Here is a 14,659-nt window from a genome sequence, read left to right on the forward strand (position 1 = left end):
GGACACCACCACCCATGCCGGGGAGTAAACAGTGACGTCTCGACAGGACACGGCATCGACCGAGGAGGCGGAGGGGCGTGCCCGCCCGGAGCCCCGGGTCGCGGTGGCGCTGCTCCCGGTGCTCGCCACCGTGGCGATCCTCGTCGGCGGGATCGGGATCCTGGAGTTCCCAGCGGAGCTGATGCTCGTGTGCGCGGCGATCGTGTTCACGCTCTTCGCCGTCTGGCAGGGCAGCAGCCTGGACGAGGTCCTCGCCGACATGGGCGAGAAGATCAAGCGGGCCCTGCCGGGCATCCTCATCCTGCTGAGCATCGGGATACTGATCGGCACCTGGATGATCGCCGGCACCGTCCCGCTGATGGTCGACTACGGTCTCCGACTCATCGACCCGTCCTACCTGTACGCCCTCGCCTTCGTCGTCACCGCCATCGTGGCGACGTTCACCGGCACGTCCTGGGGCGCGGCCGGCACGGTCGGGGTCGCGCTGATCGGCGTCGCCTCCACGATGGACGTGTCGTTGGCGATCACCGCCGGCGCCGTGGTCTCCGGCGCCTACTTCGGGGACAAGCTCTCACCCCTCTCCGACACCACCAACATCAGCTCCCTCGCGGCCGGCGCCAACATCTACGAGCACATCCGCCACATGCTGTACACGGCGGTGCCCTCGTCGGTCGTCGCCCTCGTGGTGTTCCTGATCGCCGGACTCTCCATCGACGCCGGGTCGGTCGACCTCGGCGTCATCGACCGCACCGTTGACGAGGTGGAGGGCCTCTTCACGCTGCACCCCGTGCTGCTCCTGCCGCCGGCCGTGGTCCTCGTCGGCTCGATCCTGCGCAAGCCGCCGCTGATCGTGCTCTTCGTGTCCTCGATGACCGCCGTCGTCCTCGCCGTGCTCGTCCAGGGCTCCAGCGTCGCCGACGCCTTCGACGCCGCCGTCTCCGGTTTCACCACCGGCATGCTGCCCGAGGACGTCTCGGACCCCCTCACCGAGCTGCTCAACCGCGGTGGCCTGCACTCGATGTACGAATCGGCGTTCTTCGTCTTCTGCGCGTTCTTCTTCGCCGCGGCACTGGAGAACTCCGGCGTGCCCCGACTGCTGCTCAGCAAGCTGATCGAGAAGCTGCGCTCCACCGGCAGCCTCGTGACCGCCACACTGCTCTCCGGCTTCGCCGTCATCAACGGCACCTCGAACGCCCTGGTCACCTTCTTCCTCGTGAACGACCTCTACGGCGAGGCCTTCCGTAAGCGGAAGCTGCACCCGGTCAACCTCTCGCGGAGCATGGAGGACTCGATCACCATCACCGAAGTCCTCATGCCCTGGACCGTCTCCGGTGCCTTCTTCGCCGGAACGCTGGGCGTGGCGAACTTCGACTTCCTGCCCTGGGCCGTCTTCTGCTGGACCGGCATCGCCTTCAGCGCGCTGCTGGCCTGGCTCTCGCCCCTCACCCGCGACTTCGGCATCCGCCGCATGGCGCCGGAGCCCGACGGCGAACCGGCCCGGAACTGACCTACGGGGCCACGCCCCGCTCCGGCGAACCGGCCGGGGGCCGCGGCGCCCAGGGCGAAGACGGCCCGGAGGGCGAGGCGAAGCTGGGATCCCCGCTCCCGGGAGGCGACGACGGCGACGGGGATGGCGAGAAGGGCGGACTCGAGGAGGGCGGACTCTCCGAGACCTCGGGCACACGTGCCGGCGGCGTCCGATCCGTCCGTAGGGGACCGTCCGGGAGCAGGAGGTATCCGAGCACCAACACCGCGGCGACGGCCGCGGCGACCGCGAACACCGTACGCCGGGCTCGGCGCGGCGTACGTACGTCGCCGGTCGGCGGTGCGCCGGGGCTCAGCGACCGCGGAGTGACGAGTTCGGCGCGCGCCCGGAGCGCCGCCTGAAGCCGCGCCTCCACGGCGCGGTGACCCTGCTGCCCGTTGAATTCGGACGGCTCGCGCGGGCGGGGCGGGGTCAACGGTCCTCCTCCAGCAACTTCTCCAGCGCGTCCAGCGCCCTGCTCGCGGTGGACTTGACCGCACCGCGGGACAGCCCGAGGGTGTGCGCGATCTCGGCCTCCGTCAGCTCCGACCAGTACCGCAACACCAGCACCTCGCGCTGACGCCTCGTCAGGCGCGCCAGCGCCGCAAGCACCTCCCGGTGCTCCTCGGCGAGCAGGATCGCCTCGTCGACGGACGCCTGGTCCGGTTCGTGCGGCGGGGTGTGCTCACGGCGCGTACGTCGTCGACGCAGTACCGAGCGCGCGGCGTTGACCACGGCGGTGCGCAGGTAGGCCGCGGCGTCGTTCAGATCGTCCAGTGCGGTGCCGTGTCGACGGCACACGGCGGCGAAGGCGTCCTGGACGACGTCCTCGGCCGTGTGCCGATCATCGACGAGGAAGACCGCCAGCCGGACCATGTCGAGTCGTCGGGCCCGATAGAGATCGTCGAGAGTGGGAGGCGGCTCTCCGCCCGCCTCATCCCGCGAAGCCATGAGCCACGGCCGTGGCTTCGCCTGGCCTCCCCCGGACGGCGATCGGTACGGTACCGACCCCGCCGCCCTGGTGGCGGTCGTACGTGACCGGCGGCGCTGGCCGAACCACCCGAGCGGGGTCGCGTAGCGCGACGGAGCCTCTGGCGAGACGAAAGCGAGCCTCATGTATCTCGTCTTCCTCATCTGACAGTTCACGCTTCCCCGCCCATCCCGCGTGACCCCGGGTCCTGGGCATGGTGGTGAGGGTCGGAACCCCCGTGGCTCCGGCCCTCACCGGTCGGGTCGCTCAGCTGCTCGGCCGGAGCCGCGGACTGGTCGGTGTTGGGTGATCCGTTTTCTCGGGTGCTGGGCTGGGTGTTGCGCGTTCTGTTTTCTCGGGTGTTGCGTGATCCGTTTTCTCGGGTGCTGGGCTGGGTGTTGCGCGTTCTGTTTTCTCGGGTGTTGCGTGATCCGTTTTCTCGGGTGCTGGGCTGGGTGTTGCGCGTTCTGTTTTCTCGGGTGTTGCGTGATCCGTTTTCTCGGGTGCTGGGCTGGGTGTTGCGCGTTCTGTTTTCTCGGGTGTTGCGTGATCCGTTTTCTCGGGTGCTGGGCTGGGTGTTGCGCGTTCTGTTTTCTCGGGTGTTGCGTGATCCGTTTTCTCGGGTGCTGGGCTGGGTGTTGCGCGTTCTGTTTTCTCGGGTGTTGCGTGATCCGTTTTCTCGGGTGCTGGGCTGGGTGTTGCGCGTTCTGTTTTCTCGGGTGTTGCGTGATCCGTTTTCTCGGGTGCTGGGCTGGGTGTTGCGCGTTCTGTTTTCTCGGGTGTTGCGTGATCCGTTTTCTCGGGTGCTGGGCTGGGTGTTGCGCGTTCTGTTTTCTCGGGTGTTGCGTGATCCGTTTTCTCGGGTGCTGGGCTGGGTGTTGCGCGTTCTGTTTTCTCGGGTGTTGCGTGATCCGTTTTCTCGGGTGCTGGGCTGGGTGTTGCGCGTTCTGTTTTCTCGGGTGTTGCGTGATCCGTTTTCTCGGGTGCTGGGCTGGGTGTTGCGCGTTCCGGTTCCTCGGGCGTTGGGTGATCCGTTTTCTCGGGTGCCGGTGCGGAAGCGGTCGGTGTGGGCTTGTCCGGGCGCTCGTCCGCACCGGCCTGAGCAGCGGCCACGCCACCGCCGAGGAGCAGAACGGCGCCCGCGGTGGAGCTCAGAATCCAGGTCCGCTTACGACGGTGTGACTCGGGCGGGCGAGCGTGCTGATGGGACACGAGGTGACTCCGAAGGTAGTTGGTCACGCCGGTTGGCGTACGACACGGCGGTCCTGCGGCACGGGCGGCTTCCGTGCCGAAGACCCTCGACAGGAAGGCGCCTTCACCTGACACGACGCATGTCCCGCTCCGGGGTTGCAGAAGGACTCGGGAAAAATCCGCGGTCACCGGCTCAGCGTCAGCGCACACATTTCACGGTGGTCAACAGTGGCCCCACGCGCGTCCGCTCGGACCTCGCCGGCAGGATGCCGATACATGCCTGGCGCCGTGGCCGGGGAACACGACAGGATGCGTGCACGGTGCAGGCGTGGGAGGAGACGCAGGCGCGGAGCACAGGGAGGGTGTATGTCAGGCGGCAAGTCACCTGCGAGGGGCGGCTGGTCACACCGGGTCCTCGCGCTGGGCACGCTGCCCGTCGCGGCGACCGCGCTGACCGGGACCGTGGCCGTCTACGTCGCGCTGGTGGCGTTCGGCAACATCACCGACTTCGGCACCAATCGGCAATTCGTGCAGCATGTGCTCGCGATGGACACCACGTTCAGGGACGAGGACCTCATGTGGCGCGCGATCGAGTCGCGGACCCTGCAGGACGCCGTGTATGTGGCGATCATCGTCTGGGAGACGGTGTCAGCGCTCCTCCTGCTGGCGGCGACCTGGCTCTGGGCGCAGGCGGTGCGCGAGGGCCGGAACGCGTACGAACGGCCGCGGCGGGCGAGCACGCTGGGTCTGGTGATGCTGCTGTTGCTGTTCGGACTGGGCTTCATCGGCATCGGGGGCGAGTGGTTCGCGATGTGGCAGTCGTCCGACTGGAACGGTCTGGACGCGGCCCTCCGCAACGTCGTGGTCGCGGGACTGGTGCTGGTGGTGATCCACCTGCCGGCACTGCGGAAGCCGGATCAGCCGTGAGTCCGCGGGCTCGCGTACGACCAAGGGTTGGCGCTCGCTGATCCACCGGGATCCACTCCCCGCGCCGTACGAAAGGCCACCCGATGAATCCGCGACCGGGTGGCCTTTCGTCGCTCTCCGGGCTCAGCTCCCGCTGGGGCGCCGGCCTGACCGGCATTCCGAGAGGACCGTCATTTGGGTTCGAGTACGAAGACGGGGATCTGCCGGTCGGTCTTCTCCTGGTACTCGGCGTAGGACGGGTAGGCCGCGACGGCCCGTTCCCACCAGGTGGCGCGCTCGGTGCCGGTCACCTCGCGTGCGACGTAGTCCTTCGTCACGGTCCCGTCCTGCAGCGGGAACTCGGGGTGCGCCTTGATGTTGTGGTACCAGGCCGGGTGTTCGGGGGCGCCGCCCTTGGAGGCGACGACCGCGTACGTGCCCTCGTGCTCCACCCGCATCAGGGGGGTGTAGCGCAGCTTGCCGCTCTTCGCGCCGCGCAGGGTGAGCAGCACGATCGGCGAGCCGAGGACCTTGACGCCCTCGGTGGTACCGGTCTCCAGGATCTTTTGCGTCTGTTCCCGCACCCAATCGGTGGGAAGGAACTCCACAGCCTCATCCGACATGTTCGCGATCAACACTCCTCAGTTCGTTCCTATTCCGGCCCGACCGTCGTCTGAGGCGCCGAGGCACGCCGTGCGTCACATCCGCTCGCCCGGCAGCTCGCTGGCCTGCTCGATCCAGGATCGGAGCGGGATCTCGTCCAGTACGTCGTCCTCCCGGATGTCGAGGTAGCGCACCTCCTCGTGCTTGGACGGCTTCGGCGGCACGGGATCGAGCCTCGCCCCTCGGAGGAACTGCACCTGCACGTACTTCGTGAAACAACGGAACGACAGGAACCAGCCCTCGCCCTGGTGACCGTAGAAGGGCTGGTTCCACTTCACCGCCTTGTGCACCTCGGGGACCGTGCGCACGATGAGGTCGTCAAGGCGCTGCCCGACCTCGCGTTTCCAGCCGGGCATGGCGGCGATGTAGTCCCGTACCGGGCCGTCCCCCTCGCCCTTCGGGATCTGGGGGTTGCCGCCGGAGAGTAGTTTCGGTCCTGTGCCGTTCTTCGCCCGATCAGTCATGGTATGTCGCCCTGAATGTGGCCTGTGATGTTCTGTCATGTCACTGCCTGTATGTGCTGACCCGGGGAAGTGTAGCGAGCCAGCCGTCGACCTGCGGCAAGGCACACGATCCCGTGTGGCGGGCGTTGCGTACGGGGCGGTGGTCGCTGGTCGTGACGGTTGGAGGGTTTCAACCCCGGCGGGATCGAGGGCGGACGTCTCGTCCTCGCCTTCGCGGCGCAAGCGGGTGCGAACGGCGGGGGCGGCGAGGGTTGTTGACGATAGAGTAGACCGGTCGTATAGTTCCTTGCGTCGGAAGCACACCGAACTCCCGAAAGGGGCCGCGTCATGGGGCGCATCAAGGTCGGCACCGAGAACAGCACGGACATCGAGCTGCACTACGAGGACAAGGGGACCGGGCAGCCCGTCGTGCTGATCCACGGCTATCCCCTGGACGGCAACTCCTGGGAGGGGCAGGTGCCGGCCCTGCTGGACGCCGGATACCGGGTCGTCACCTACGACCGGCGCGGATTCGGCAAGTCCAGCCAGCCGACCACCGGCTATGACTACGACACCTTCGCGTCGGACCTGCACACCATCATGGAGACCCTGGACCTGCGGGACGCGCTCCTGGTCGGCTTCTCGATGGGGACCGGGGAGGTCGCACGCTACCTCTCCGCCCACGGTTCCACCCGAGTCGCCAAGGCCGTCTTCCTGGCCTCCCTGGAGCCGTACCTGGCCGTCACCGACGACAACCCCGACGGCGCCGCCCCGTACTCCTTCTTCGAGGACATCTCCGCCCAGGTGAGGAAGGACCGGTACGCCTTCTTCACCGGTTTCTACGGTGACTTCTTCAATCTCGACGACTACCTCGGCACCAGGGTGAGCGAGGAGGCCGTTCGTAACGCCTGGAACACGGCGGCCGGTGCCGGCCCGATCGCCTCCGCCGCCGCACCCCTGACCTGGCCCACCGACTTCCGCGCCGACATCCCGCACATCGACGTCCCTGCCCTGATCGTGCACGGAACCGCCGACCGCACCCTGCCGATCGACGCCACCGGACGCCGTTTCGCCCAGGCACTGCCCTCCGCCCGGTACGTCGAGATCGAGGGCGCCCCGCACGGGCTGCTCACCACCCACACCGCCGAGGTCAACGAGGTGCTGTTGGACTTCCTCAACCAGTGACTCCCGTGCCGCACGGCGGCTGGCGTCAGCGGCTCTAGACGACTGGTCTATTCGGAAGTAGGATTTCCACCATGCCAGCCATACACGGCGACACCCGCCGCAGCATCCTCGACGCCGCTCAACGAATCATGTCCCGCAAGGGGTTCGCCGCGGTGGGCATCAACGAAGTGCTCGTCGAGGCTGGCGTACCCAAGGGGTCCTTCTACCACTACTTCGGCTCCAAGGACGCCTTCGGTGAGGCGATGATGCGAGCCTACTTCGCCGACTACCTCGCCGACATGGACAGCGTCCTCGCCGAGCCGGGCTCGGGCCTGGACTCGGCGCAGCGACTGATGAACTACTGGCGTAACTGGCGCGCGACGCAGAGCGTCGACGACTGTCAGGGCAAGTGTCTGGCCGTCAAGCTCGGCGCGGAGGTCTCCGACCTCTCGGAGTCCATGCGGCTCGCCTTGGAGGAGGGCACCAACGGCATCGTGGACCGCCTGGAGGGCGCGATCGGCGCCGGCCTCAAGGACGGCTCGCTGACGGTCGAGGACGATCCCCGCACCACGGCGCGAGTGCTGTACGGCATGTGGCTCGGAGCCAGCGTCATGGCCAAGATCCACCGGGACGTCAGTCCCCTCGACGCCACGATGGCGACCACCCGCCGCCTACTTCACCTGTAACCGCCCATGCACGCACCGTGACCCGCGTCCGACTCCGCTGGCGCGGGCGCCACGCTCGCCTCGTCTGAGACGACCGGTCCACTAAGGAGTGAACATGAAGATCCTCATCATCCTCACCTCACACGACGAACTCGGCACCACCGGCCGGAAGACCGGCTTCTGGCTGGAGGAACTCGCCGCCCCCTACTACCGCTTCAAGGACGCCGGCGCCGACGTCGTCCTCGCCTCCCCCAACGGCGGGCGCCCGCCCCTGGACCCCAAGAGCGACGAACCCGACCACCAGACCGAGGAAACCCGCCGCTTCACGTCCGACCCGGACGCCACGGCCGCTCTCGACCACACCGTCCGCCTCGACACCGTCTCCGCGGAGGACTTCGACACCGTCTTCTACGCCGGCGGCCACGGCCCCCTGTGGGACCTCGCCGAGGACGAGCACTCCGTCCGGCTCATCGAGACCGTCCTGCGCGCCGGCAAGCCCCTCGCCCTGGTCTGCCACGCTCCCGGGGTCCTGCGCCACGCCACCAACCCCGACGGCACGCCTCTGGTACGGGGCAGGAGGGTCACCGGCTTCACCAACGGGGAAGAAGCCGCCGTCGGCCTGACCGAGGTCGTCCCCTTCCTCGTCGAGGACGAACTCAAGCAGCTCGGCGCCGACTACTCCAAGATCGGCGACTGGGAGCCCTACGTCCTCACCGACGGCCTGCTCCTCACCGGCCAGAACCCGGCATCATCCGGCGCCGCCGCCGACGCCCTCCTCTCCCGGGTCGCTGACGCCAACGCCGGCTCCTGAGCGACTGGGGGCCTGAGCGAACACGCCGGCGAATCTATGAACCGCCGCCGGGCGGGGTGCCTGTACGGCCCTGGCTCGGCGGGCCGCCAGCGCGAGCCATCCGGCGGCGGGCTCAGACGACAGGCGACGTGGTGCGGAAGTGGCGCGCTGCGCCGCGTGGGCATGGGCAACACCAAGGCTCAGGCCGGGGGTTATCTTCCTGGCCTGGGCCTTCGTCGTTGGAGCGGGCGATGGCATCCAACCCGCGCTGGGAATCCCGGACGATTGAGCCCAGTTGGTGGCTCTGACCCGCGGGAGATGTCGAGAGAAGCCCTCAAGTCCGGGCGCCACCTGACCCCGACTGGCCATGGTTCGCCACTCGTTCTGGTCCCCACGCACCAGCTCGGTGACGACAGCGGGCACATGCTCCCTCCGCAGAGAGCAGCCCGGGCTTCAATTCCGCCAGAGCAGGTGGTGCGTCACGCCGCTCGGACTGGGTACGACATCCCGGTGGAACCGGTCGAGCAGTTCATCGGGGGACTCCCACAGCCGGGCCCCGGAGCCGAGCTCCGTCGGCGCTACCGCGACATGCAAGGTGTCGACGAGGTCGGCATCGAGAAACTCGCGGATGATCGTGGGCCCACCGCCAAGCCGGACGTCCTGTCCCTGAGCCGCCTCCTTCGCCTGGGCGAGTACCGCGGTCGGCTCGTCGTCGACGAAGTGGAACGTGGTGTCGGAGAGTGTGAATGACGGGCGCCTGTGGTGAGTCATGACGAACACCGGCGTGTGGAACGGGGGTTCCTCACCCCACCACCCCTGCCACTCGTGATCCTGCCAGGGCCCGCGCTGCGGGCCGAACTTGTTACGGCCCATGATCTCGGCGCCGATGTTGCGCGCGTAGTCCCGCGTGAAGTAGTCGTCCAGACCTCGGCTGCCACCGGGTTCGGAGCGGGTGATGGGCGGGTGGTCGGTGGCAAAGGCCCAGGCGAGCAGGTTCCCCGGATCGGCATGGCCGAACGGTTTCTCCAGGCTCTGGCCTTCGCCGGCTCCGAACCCGTCGCTCGAGACGGTGAAGTTCTGGACCCGCAGCAACTGGCTCATGCCACTCCTCCTGCTTCGCGCTCTCTGATCTCTCGGCGAACAGTAGACCGGCTGGGCCGGGAGAACTCATCGCGGCATCGCGCCGTTCGCGTATCGCGCACCGGGCGACGACTCCCGCTGAACGGCGTGTCATCGATGCTTCCGCCTACGCCATCGTGGGGGAACGGATCTCGCGGTGGAGCTGCTGCGTGTTTCGCCGCGCCGCCGGGGCAGTCACCCCGCCACACTCATGTCCTCGGCCAAGGCGACGTTTGCCGCGTGGGTGAGATCGAGTTGTAGAGCCGCGTAGCGCTCCTGAAGAATGCGCGCTTTGCGCAAAGTAGCGGCGGACGTTTCCGGGATGGTCAAGCGCCCGGTGCGTTCTGGGCCAGCGGCCGGTCGTTCACCACGATGACACGATGGTGTGTGTCGTCTGGCGCATTGCGGTAACCCGAGCCGCCGAAGTCCAGGATCGGGATGTCCCACGTGGTAAACGGCTCCGTGATCGTGTATGCCCGCGAGCGCTCACGGTCGGCCGTTAGGATCACGCGCACGGCGGGGCAGTGGAGTTGGCGATACGGGGAGTCAGTCGGATGGCCGAGGAGGAAGCCGGTTCAGGTGCCGGTGAGCCGGTGTCGGTCTTCCGGCAGCTGGAGACGAACGACCCGGCCCAGGTGGGTGACTACACCCTGGTGGCCCGGCTGGGTGCGGGCGGTATGGGCATGGTCTATCTATCCCACAGCCCGGCCGGACGGCCGGTGGCTATCAAGGTGATCCGCCCGGAACTAGCAGACGATCCGGAGTTCCGACACCGCTTCCGCCGAGAGGTGACCGCCGCGCAGCGGGTACACGGCCTGTACACCGCACCCGTCATCGACAGCGAGATCGACAGCGCCCCACTCTGGCTCGCCACAGCCTTCGTGCCAGGCCCCACCCTCGCCGCGGCGGTGTCCCAGCACGGCACACTGCCCGTCTCGGCCGTCCTGCTGTTGGCGGCGGGTGTGGCCGAGGCCCTACAGGCGGTACACGCGGAGGGCATCGTGCACCGTGACCTCAAGGCGTCCAACGTGCTGTTGGCGGCGGACGGCCCGCGCGTCATCGACTTCGGTATCGCACGGGCCGCCGACGCCACAACCCTCACGAACACCGGAGCCGCTGTAGGCACGCCGACCTTCATGTCGCCCGAGATGGCCGTGAACAGGGAGGTTGGCCCGGCGACTGACATCTTCTCACTGGGCCAGCTGGTCACCTACGCCGCGAAGGGCACACCCGCCTTCGGCCGGGGACAGGGCTACGGGGTGCTGTACCGCATCGTGCACGAGGAACCGGATCTGGCTGAGGTGCCCGAGGCCCTGCTGCCGCTGCTGAACCGCTGCCTGACCAAGGACCCCGCCGAACGGCCCTCGCCCACCGAGGTCATTGACCTGTGTCGGGCGGCCTCCGAAGATGGCATGCTGCGGCGTTCCGGGAACTGGCTGCCGGACACCGTCACTGTGGACATCACACGGCACCAGGACGTACCTCCACAACCGCTCACGGATCACCAACCGACAGGCGAGGCGGAACCCACGCAGTCGCGGTCCCCGGGATCGGCGGGTGACGGCCCGACCGGGCCCGGGGCGGACGAGGGGCGGGACACGGATAACGGGGCGAGCGCCATTATCTCGGCCTCACCGCCCGCACCGTCGGCCGACCACTCTGACGCCGACAGCACGGGCGACCCGGCGGGCAAGGCGTCACGGTCGGATTCGCTGCACAGCGCCTCGACGGGCCTCTTGGAGAGCGGCGTCCCGGAGTCCTCGCCATTCTCCTCGTCCACGGACCGCGCTGCATCTGGATCTTCCGAGCGCCACGGATCCGTCAGCACAGAGACTTCTGGGCAACCGGCTACCGATGGTGAAACCGGCATCTCACGAAAACGTCGGGACCCTGTCGCCGGTAACGACAGCCAACATGCCCGTGCTGACACACCACAGCCTGTCCGGAAGTCGACCCGTCGACGGGCCATTCTCGGAATTGGCGCCACAGCCCTCGCAGCCGCGCTGGGTACAGCTGCGCACATTGGCTTGAGGGATGAATCCGAAGCCAGGAATCCGCAAGACGCCGGCCCAAAGGAAGCTACCGCAAAGGCCACAACCACCCTCACCGGCCACGATAATACGGCCTGGTCCGTGGCGTTCAGTCCGGATGGTAAGACGCTGGCCACCGGCAGTGGCGATGAGACGGTGCGCTTGTGGGATGTGGCTTCGGGCAAGTCCACGGCCACGCTCACCGGCCACGAGGACGCTGTCGATTCTGTGGCCTTTAGCCCGGATGGTAAGACTTTGGCCACCGGAGGCGGTGGCACGGTGCGTCTGTGGGATGTGGCTTCGGGCAAGTCCACGGCCACGCTCACCGGCCACGAGGGCGCTGAGGTTTCCGTGGCGTTTGGCCCGGATGGTAAGACTTTGGCCACCGGCAGTGACGACATGGTGCGTCTGTGGGATGTGGCTTCGGGCAAGTCCACGGCCACTCTCACCGGCCACGACAACTGGGTCGTTTCTGTGGCGTTCAGTTCGGGTGGTAAGACGCTGGCCAGCGGTAGTGTCGATGAGACGGTGCGCTTGTGGGATGTGGCTTCGGGCAAGTCCACGGCCACGCTCACCGGCCACAACGGCGCTGTCGCTGCTGTGGCGTTTAGTCCGGACGGTAGGACTTTGGCCACCAGCGGTGAAGTTGGCGATGCCACGGTGCGCTTGTGGGATGTGGCATCGGGCAAGTCCATAGCCGCCCTCACCGGTCACGACAACTGGGTCGCTTCTGTGGCGTTTGCTCCGGATGGTAAGACACTGGCCACCGGCGGTTATGATGCAGCGCGCTTGTGGGATGTGGCAGCGGGCGAGCTCACAGCCGCCCTCACCGACTACGATGACTCGGTCACTTCTGTGGCGTTCGGTCCGAACGGCAAAACCTTGGCCACCGGCACCTATGACGGAAGAGTGCGACTCTGGAAGGTGAGTTGAGACGTTGTCTTTCAGTAGCGCAAGTCGACAAGGAATTTAGGGGAACTCGCCACGTAGGACACGTTCCTTCCGAGATCCCGTCGCGGGCGACGGGAATCGAACCCGCGCTATAAGCTTGGGAATCCCGGGTGGTTCAGTCCGGTTGGTGGTCCTGACCGGCGATAACGGCTGTGAGAAGCGCCCGAGTCCCCGGTGGGGCCTGACCCCAACTGACCGTGGATATCCCCCTGTTCTGGCACGCATCCGGCATGGGCTCCGGTGCCTTACAGGTCGTCGGGCAGGAGCCGGAATGCGTGGTTGCCGGTGAGCGGGGCGACGGCTCTGAAGTCTCGGCGGTCGAGGGTCAGGATGATCTCGGTGTCGTAGGTCTCGGCGAGAACGACGTTCACCGCGTCGGTCAGGTCGAGTTGCAGAGCCGCGTAGCGCTCCTGAACCATGCGGGCTTTGCGCAAGGTGGCGGCGGACGTTTCCGGGATGGTCAAGCGCCCGGTGCGTTCTTGGGCGAGCAGCCAGTCGTTCACCACGTGTGCGGCCTTGCGGTCGACGTTGCGCGTGGTGATGTGCTCGATCTCAAGGATCACCAATGGTGAGACGACGGTGAGTGCCGCCTGGCGCATGGCGGTACGTGCGGCTCCGTGCTCGGGATCAGATGTGTTGAGGGCGGCCACGAGGCCGGAGGTATCCCCGACGACGATCACGCGGAGTCCGCCACACCATCTGATACCGCTCGGTCGATCTCCTCGGCGCTCACCGGGCCGCCGAAGTCCATACTCGGGATGTCCCAGTCCTCGTCCCAACGTTGGGTGCGCAGGGCAGCGAGATGGAACGCTTCCCGGAAGTACTCCGACTCCGACCGCCCTTCGCGCGCGGCTGCGTCCTTGATCAACGCGAGGTCGTCCTCATCGACCATGACGGTCGTCTTCTTGAGTGCCATATGGTTATGGTACCGCAACCATAAGATTGGCAGGGCTTCTGTTGTCCAGGAGGGCGGGCACGGTGGCGGATAGGCGCCCGGTGCGTTCTTGGGCGAGCAGCCAGTCGTTCACCACGTGTGCGGCTTGCGGTCGACTCGGCGGCCGGGGTGGCGCCTGGGTTTCAGAGTCGCCCTGAAGGGTGCATCAGGGTTCGCTCATGGTTGTTATGCCGAAAGTCGAGGGGCACGTCATCCGCTGGGCTGACTCGTTCGCCCCTTCTCGGGGCATAGTCTCGACTTTCGAAAGCTACCGAAATCACCATGAATACGGAGTCCTTTTTATGGACGCGATTCAGCGAATATCGCGGAATGTTCTACCAAAAGGCGAGAGTGCTTACGCGTGGGTGCCTGGGAGGGTTATCGGTGGCGTGGCACTGATCGTGGGTCCGCTCGTTTGGTTCGCGGGATTGCTCGTTCGCCATATAGGCGTTCAAGTCGCAGATTTCACGCCGGACCAGCAGGCATTGTTCGACAAGCAGATGCTCACCGCGCCAGAGCAGTTGACTGCCTACGCACAGCATCCGCAACTTGTCATGGCCGGATATACGCTGTTCGCCCTGGGCTCAGTCCTGCTGTTCCCGGCCGTAATTGCGTTCGCGCGGATCGTGGCGGCCCGGTCTCCTCGGCTGGCTATGTGGGGTGGCACGCTGTTCGTGTCTTCCTTGTTTGCCCGATGGTACTACGCGGGAATTGAACAGACCGCGTTCCAAATGGTCGACAGATTGGGGCGGGAGAAAGCAACGAATTTCGTGATGGATTCATACACGGACCTGTCCTATGGGCTGTGGCGAATTCCCGTAACCGCCTCGATGGGTTCGATCGTCGGGATGGTCCTGCTGGTGGTCGGCGCCTATTTGGCGGGCAAGATCGGCCTGGGGCGCGGCGTTCTGTTGTTGCTCTTCGGCTGGGTATTCATGGGCGTGCTCAAGGAGAGCAGCCTCATCCTGGGTGTGCTGGCTGGGGGTTTGTCAGTGTGCTTGGTCTTCATCCCACTGGGAGTCGCCGCCCTCCGTGACCGGATTCCAGAAGTGCGCAGCACGCCCACGCCGCTCCCCGACAGCAGTCAGGCACGACTGCCCTTGCGGATCTGGTAGCCGAGTCACCATCAAGCCGCCCCAAGGTGGTTGACCGCACTCCGCGGCGGACATCTCGGGATGTTGTCGATCCCGGCGGCGAGGGAGGCAACAAGCGAACCCCCAGGCTGCTGACCTGGGGGTTCGTGGTGGAGCGGGCGACGGGAATCGAACCCGCGCTATAAGCTTGGGAATCAGGTCGCTTTCGCGTGCC

At 66.9% G+C, this 14,659-nt stretch carries 14 protein-coding genes; 7 read left to right on the forward strand and 7 right to left on the reverse strand.

Features of this window, described 5'->3' with window-relative positions:
* Positions 1-31 precede the first annotated feature (31 nt).
* Entirely contained in the window at positions 32-1,507 is a 1,476-nt protein-coding gene (gene nhaC / locus AN216_RS21220; protein ID WP_070198313.1) for a Na+/H+ antiporter NhaC, read from the forward strand.
* 450 nt (positions 1,508-1,957) lie between these two features.
* Here nhaC and AN216_RS21230 read toward each other — a convergent pair whose 3' ends face one another.
* A complete protein-coding gene (locus AN216_RS21230; RefSeq protein ID WP_079166811.1) occupies positions 1,958-2,641 on the reverse strand; it encodes a SigE family RNA polymerase sigma factor in 684 nt (227 codons plus the stop codon).
* Between the two features lie 1,411 nt (positions 2,642-4,052).
* Between AN216_RS21230 and AN216_RS21235 the strand changes: the two genes are divergently transcribed.
* Positions 4,053-4,613, forward strand: coding sequence for a DUF2165 domain-containing protein (locus AN216_RS21235; protein WP_070198315.1), 561 nt, complete (start codon positions 4,053-4,055; stop codon positions 4,611-4,613).
* Between the two features lie 170 nt (positions 4,614-4,783).
* Here the strand turns inward: AN216_RS21235 and AN216_RS21240 are convergent, their stop codons facing one another.
* On the reverse strand, positions 4,784-5,215 hold the full coding sequence (locus AN216_RS21240) for a nitroreductase family deazaflavin-dependent oxidoreductase (RefSeq protein ID WP_070198361.1): 432 nt from the start codon (positions 5,213-5,215) through the stop codon (positions 4,784-4,786).
* Positions 5,216-5,290: 75 nt separating this feature from the next.
* Complete coding sequence (locus tag AN216_RS21245) at positions 5,291-5,719, reverse strand: DUF1801 domain-containing protein (RefSeq protein ID WP_070198316.1); 429 nt, start codon at positions 5,717-5,719, stop codon at positions 5,291-5,293.
* Positions 5,720-6,046: 327 nt separating this feature from the next.
* Between AN216_RS21245 and AN216_RS21250 the strand changes: the two genes are divergently transcribed.
* From AN216_RS21250 to AN216_RS21260, 3 genes are all read left to right on the forward strand, one after another.
* Entirely contained in the window at positions 6,047-6,883 is an 837-nt protein-coding gene (locus AN216_RS21250; protein WP_070198317.1) for an alpha/beta fold hydrolase, read from the forward strand.
* 71 nt (positions 6,884-6,954) lie between these two features.
* Positions 6,955-7,548, forward strand: a complete 594-nt coding sequence (locus AN216_RS21255; protein ID WP_070198318.1) for a TetR/AcrR family transcriptional regulator — start codon at positions 6,955-6,957, stop codon at positions 7,546-7,548.
* A 94-nt stretch (positions 7,549-7,642) separates the two neighbouring features.
* Entirely contained in the window at positions 7,643-8,338 is a 696-nt protein-coding gene (locus tag AN216_RS21260) for a type 1 glutamine amidotransferase domain-containing protein (RefSeq protein ID WP_070198319.1), read from the forward strand.
* A gap of 432 nt (positions 8,339-8,770) precedes the next feature.
* On the opposite strand, the gene AN216_RS21265 is transcribed toward AN216_RS21260, so the two are convergent.
* Positions 8,771-9,418: a dihydrofolate reductase family protein gene (locus AN216_RS21265; RefSeq protein ID WP_070198320.1), complete on the reverse strand. Its 648-nt coding sequence runs from the start codon at positions 9,416-9,418 to the stop codon at positions 8,771-8,773.
* 344 nt (positions 9,419-9,762) lie between these two features.
* Positions 9,763-9,951 (reverse strand): hypothetical protein, encoded by a 189-nt coding sequence (locus AN216_RS30365; protein WP_070198321.1) that lies wholly within the window; start codon positions 9,949-9,951, stop codon positions 9,763-9,765.
* 39 nt (positions 9,952-9,990) lie between these two features.
* Here AN216_RS30365 and AN216_RS21275 point away from each other — a divergent pair, with 39 nt between their 5' ends.
* On the forward strand, positions 9,991-12,399 hold the full coding sequence (locus AN216_RS21275; RefSeq protein WP_070198322.1) for a WD40 repeat domain-containing serine/threonine protein kinase: 2,409 nt from the start codon (positions 9,991-9,993) through the stop codon (positions 12,397-12,399).
* Positions 12,400-12,662: 263 nt separating this feature from the next.
* On the opposite strand, the gene AN216_RS21280 is transcribed toward AN216_RS21275, so the two are convergent.
* Together AN216_RS21280 and AN216_RS21285 are read right to left on the reverse strand one after the other, a co-directional pair.
* Positions 12,663-13,097, reverse strand: a complete 435-nt coding sequence (locus tag AN216_RS21280) for a type II toxin-antitoxin system VapC family toxin (RefSeq protein WP_070198323.1) — start codon at positions 13,095-13,097, stop codon at positions 12,663-12,665.
* The gene (locus AN216_RS21285; protein WP_070198324.1) at positions 13,094-13,333 is read right to left on the reverse strand and encodes a ribbon-helix-helix protein, CopG family; all 240 of its coding nucleotides are present in this window, start codon (positions 13,331-13,333) and stop codon (positions 13,094-13,096) included. The genes AN216_RS21280 and AN216_RS21285 overlap by 4 nt, the downstream gene beginning before the upstream one ends.
* A 320-nt stretch (positions 13,334-13,653) precedes the next feature.
* On the opposite strand from AN216_RS21285, the gene AN216_RS21290 reads away from it, so the two are divergent.
* Positions 13,654-14,466, forward strand: coding sequence for a hypothetical protein (locus tag AN216_RS21290; RefSeq protein ID WP_139140972.1), 813 nt, complete (start codon positions 13,654-13,656; stop codon positions 14,464-14,466).
* Positions 14,467-14,659: the final 193 nt, after the last annotated feature.

The organism is Streptomyces oceani, from assembly GCF_001751245.1.
GTDB classification, from domain to species: Bacteria; Actinomycetota; Actinomycetes; order Streptomycetales; family Streptomycetaceae; genus Streptomyces; species Streptomyces oceani.

Coding starts and splice junctions, on each gene's coding strand:
- AN216_RS21230 (WP_079166811.1), bottom strand. CDS start 2,641: ATGAGGCTCGCTTTCGTCTCGCCAGAGGCTCCGTCGCGCTACGCGACC.
- AN216_RS21235 (WP_070198315.1), top strand. CDS start 4,053: ATGTCAGGCGGCAAGTCACCTGCGAGGGGCGGCTGGTCACACCGGGTC.
- AN216_RS21240 (WP_070198361.1), bottom strand. CDS start 5,215: ATGTCGGATGAGGCTGTGGAGTTCCTTCCCACCGATTGGGTGCGGGAA.
- AN216_RS21245 (WP_070198316.1), bottom strand. CDS start 5,719: ATGACTGATCGGGCGAAGAACGGCACAGGACCGAAACTACTCTCCGGC.
- AN216_RS21250 (WP_070198317.1), top strand. CDS start 6,047: ATGGGGCGCATCAAGGTCGGCACCGAGAACAGCACGGACATCGAGCTG.
- AN216_RS21255 (WP_070198318.1), top strand. CDS start 6,955: ATGCCAGCCATACACGGCGACACCCGCCGCAGCATCCTCGACGCCGCT.
- AN216_RS21260 (WP_070198319.1), top strand. CDS start 7,643: ATGAAGATCCTCATCATCCTCACCTCACACGACGAACTCGGCACCACC.
- AN216_RS21265 (WP_070198320.1), bottom strand. CDS start 9,418: ATGAGCCAGTTGCTGCGGGTCCAGAACTTCACCGTCTCGAGCGACGGG.
- AN216_RS21275 (WP_070198322.1), top strand. CDS start 9,991: ATGGCCGAGGAGGAAGCCGGTTCAGGTGCCGGTGAGCCGGTGTCGGTC.
- AN216_RS21285 (WP_070198324.1), bottom strand. CDS start 13,333: ATGGCACTCAAGAAGACGACCGTCATGGTCGATGAGGACGACCTCGCG.
- AN216_RS21290 (WP_139140972.1), top strand. CDS start 13,654: ATGGACGCGATTCAGCGAATATCGCGGAATGTTCTACCAAAAGGCGAG.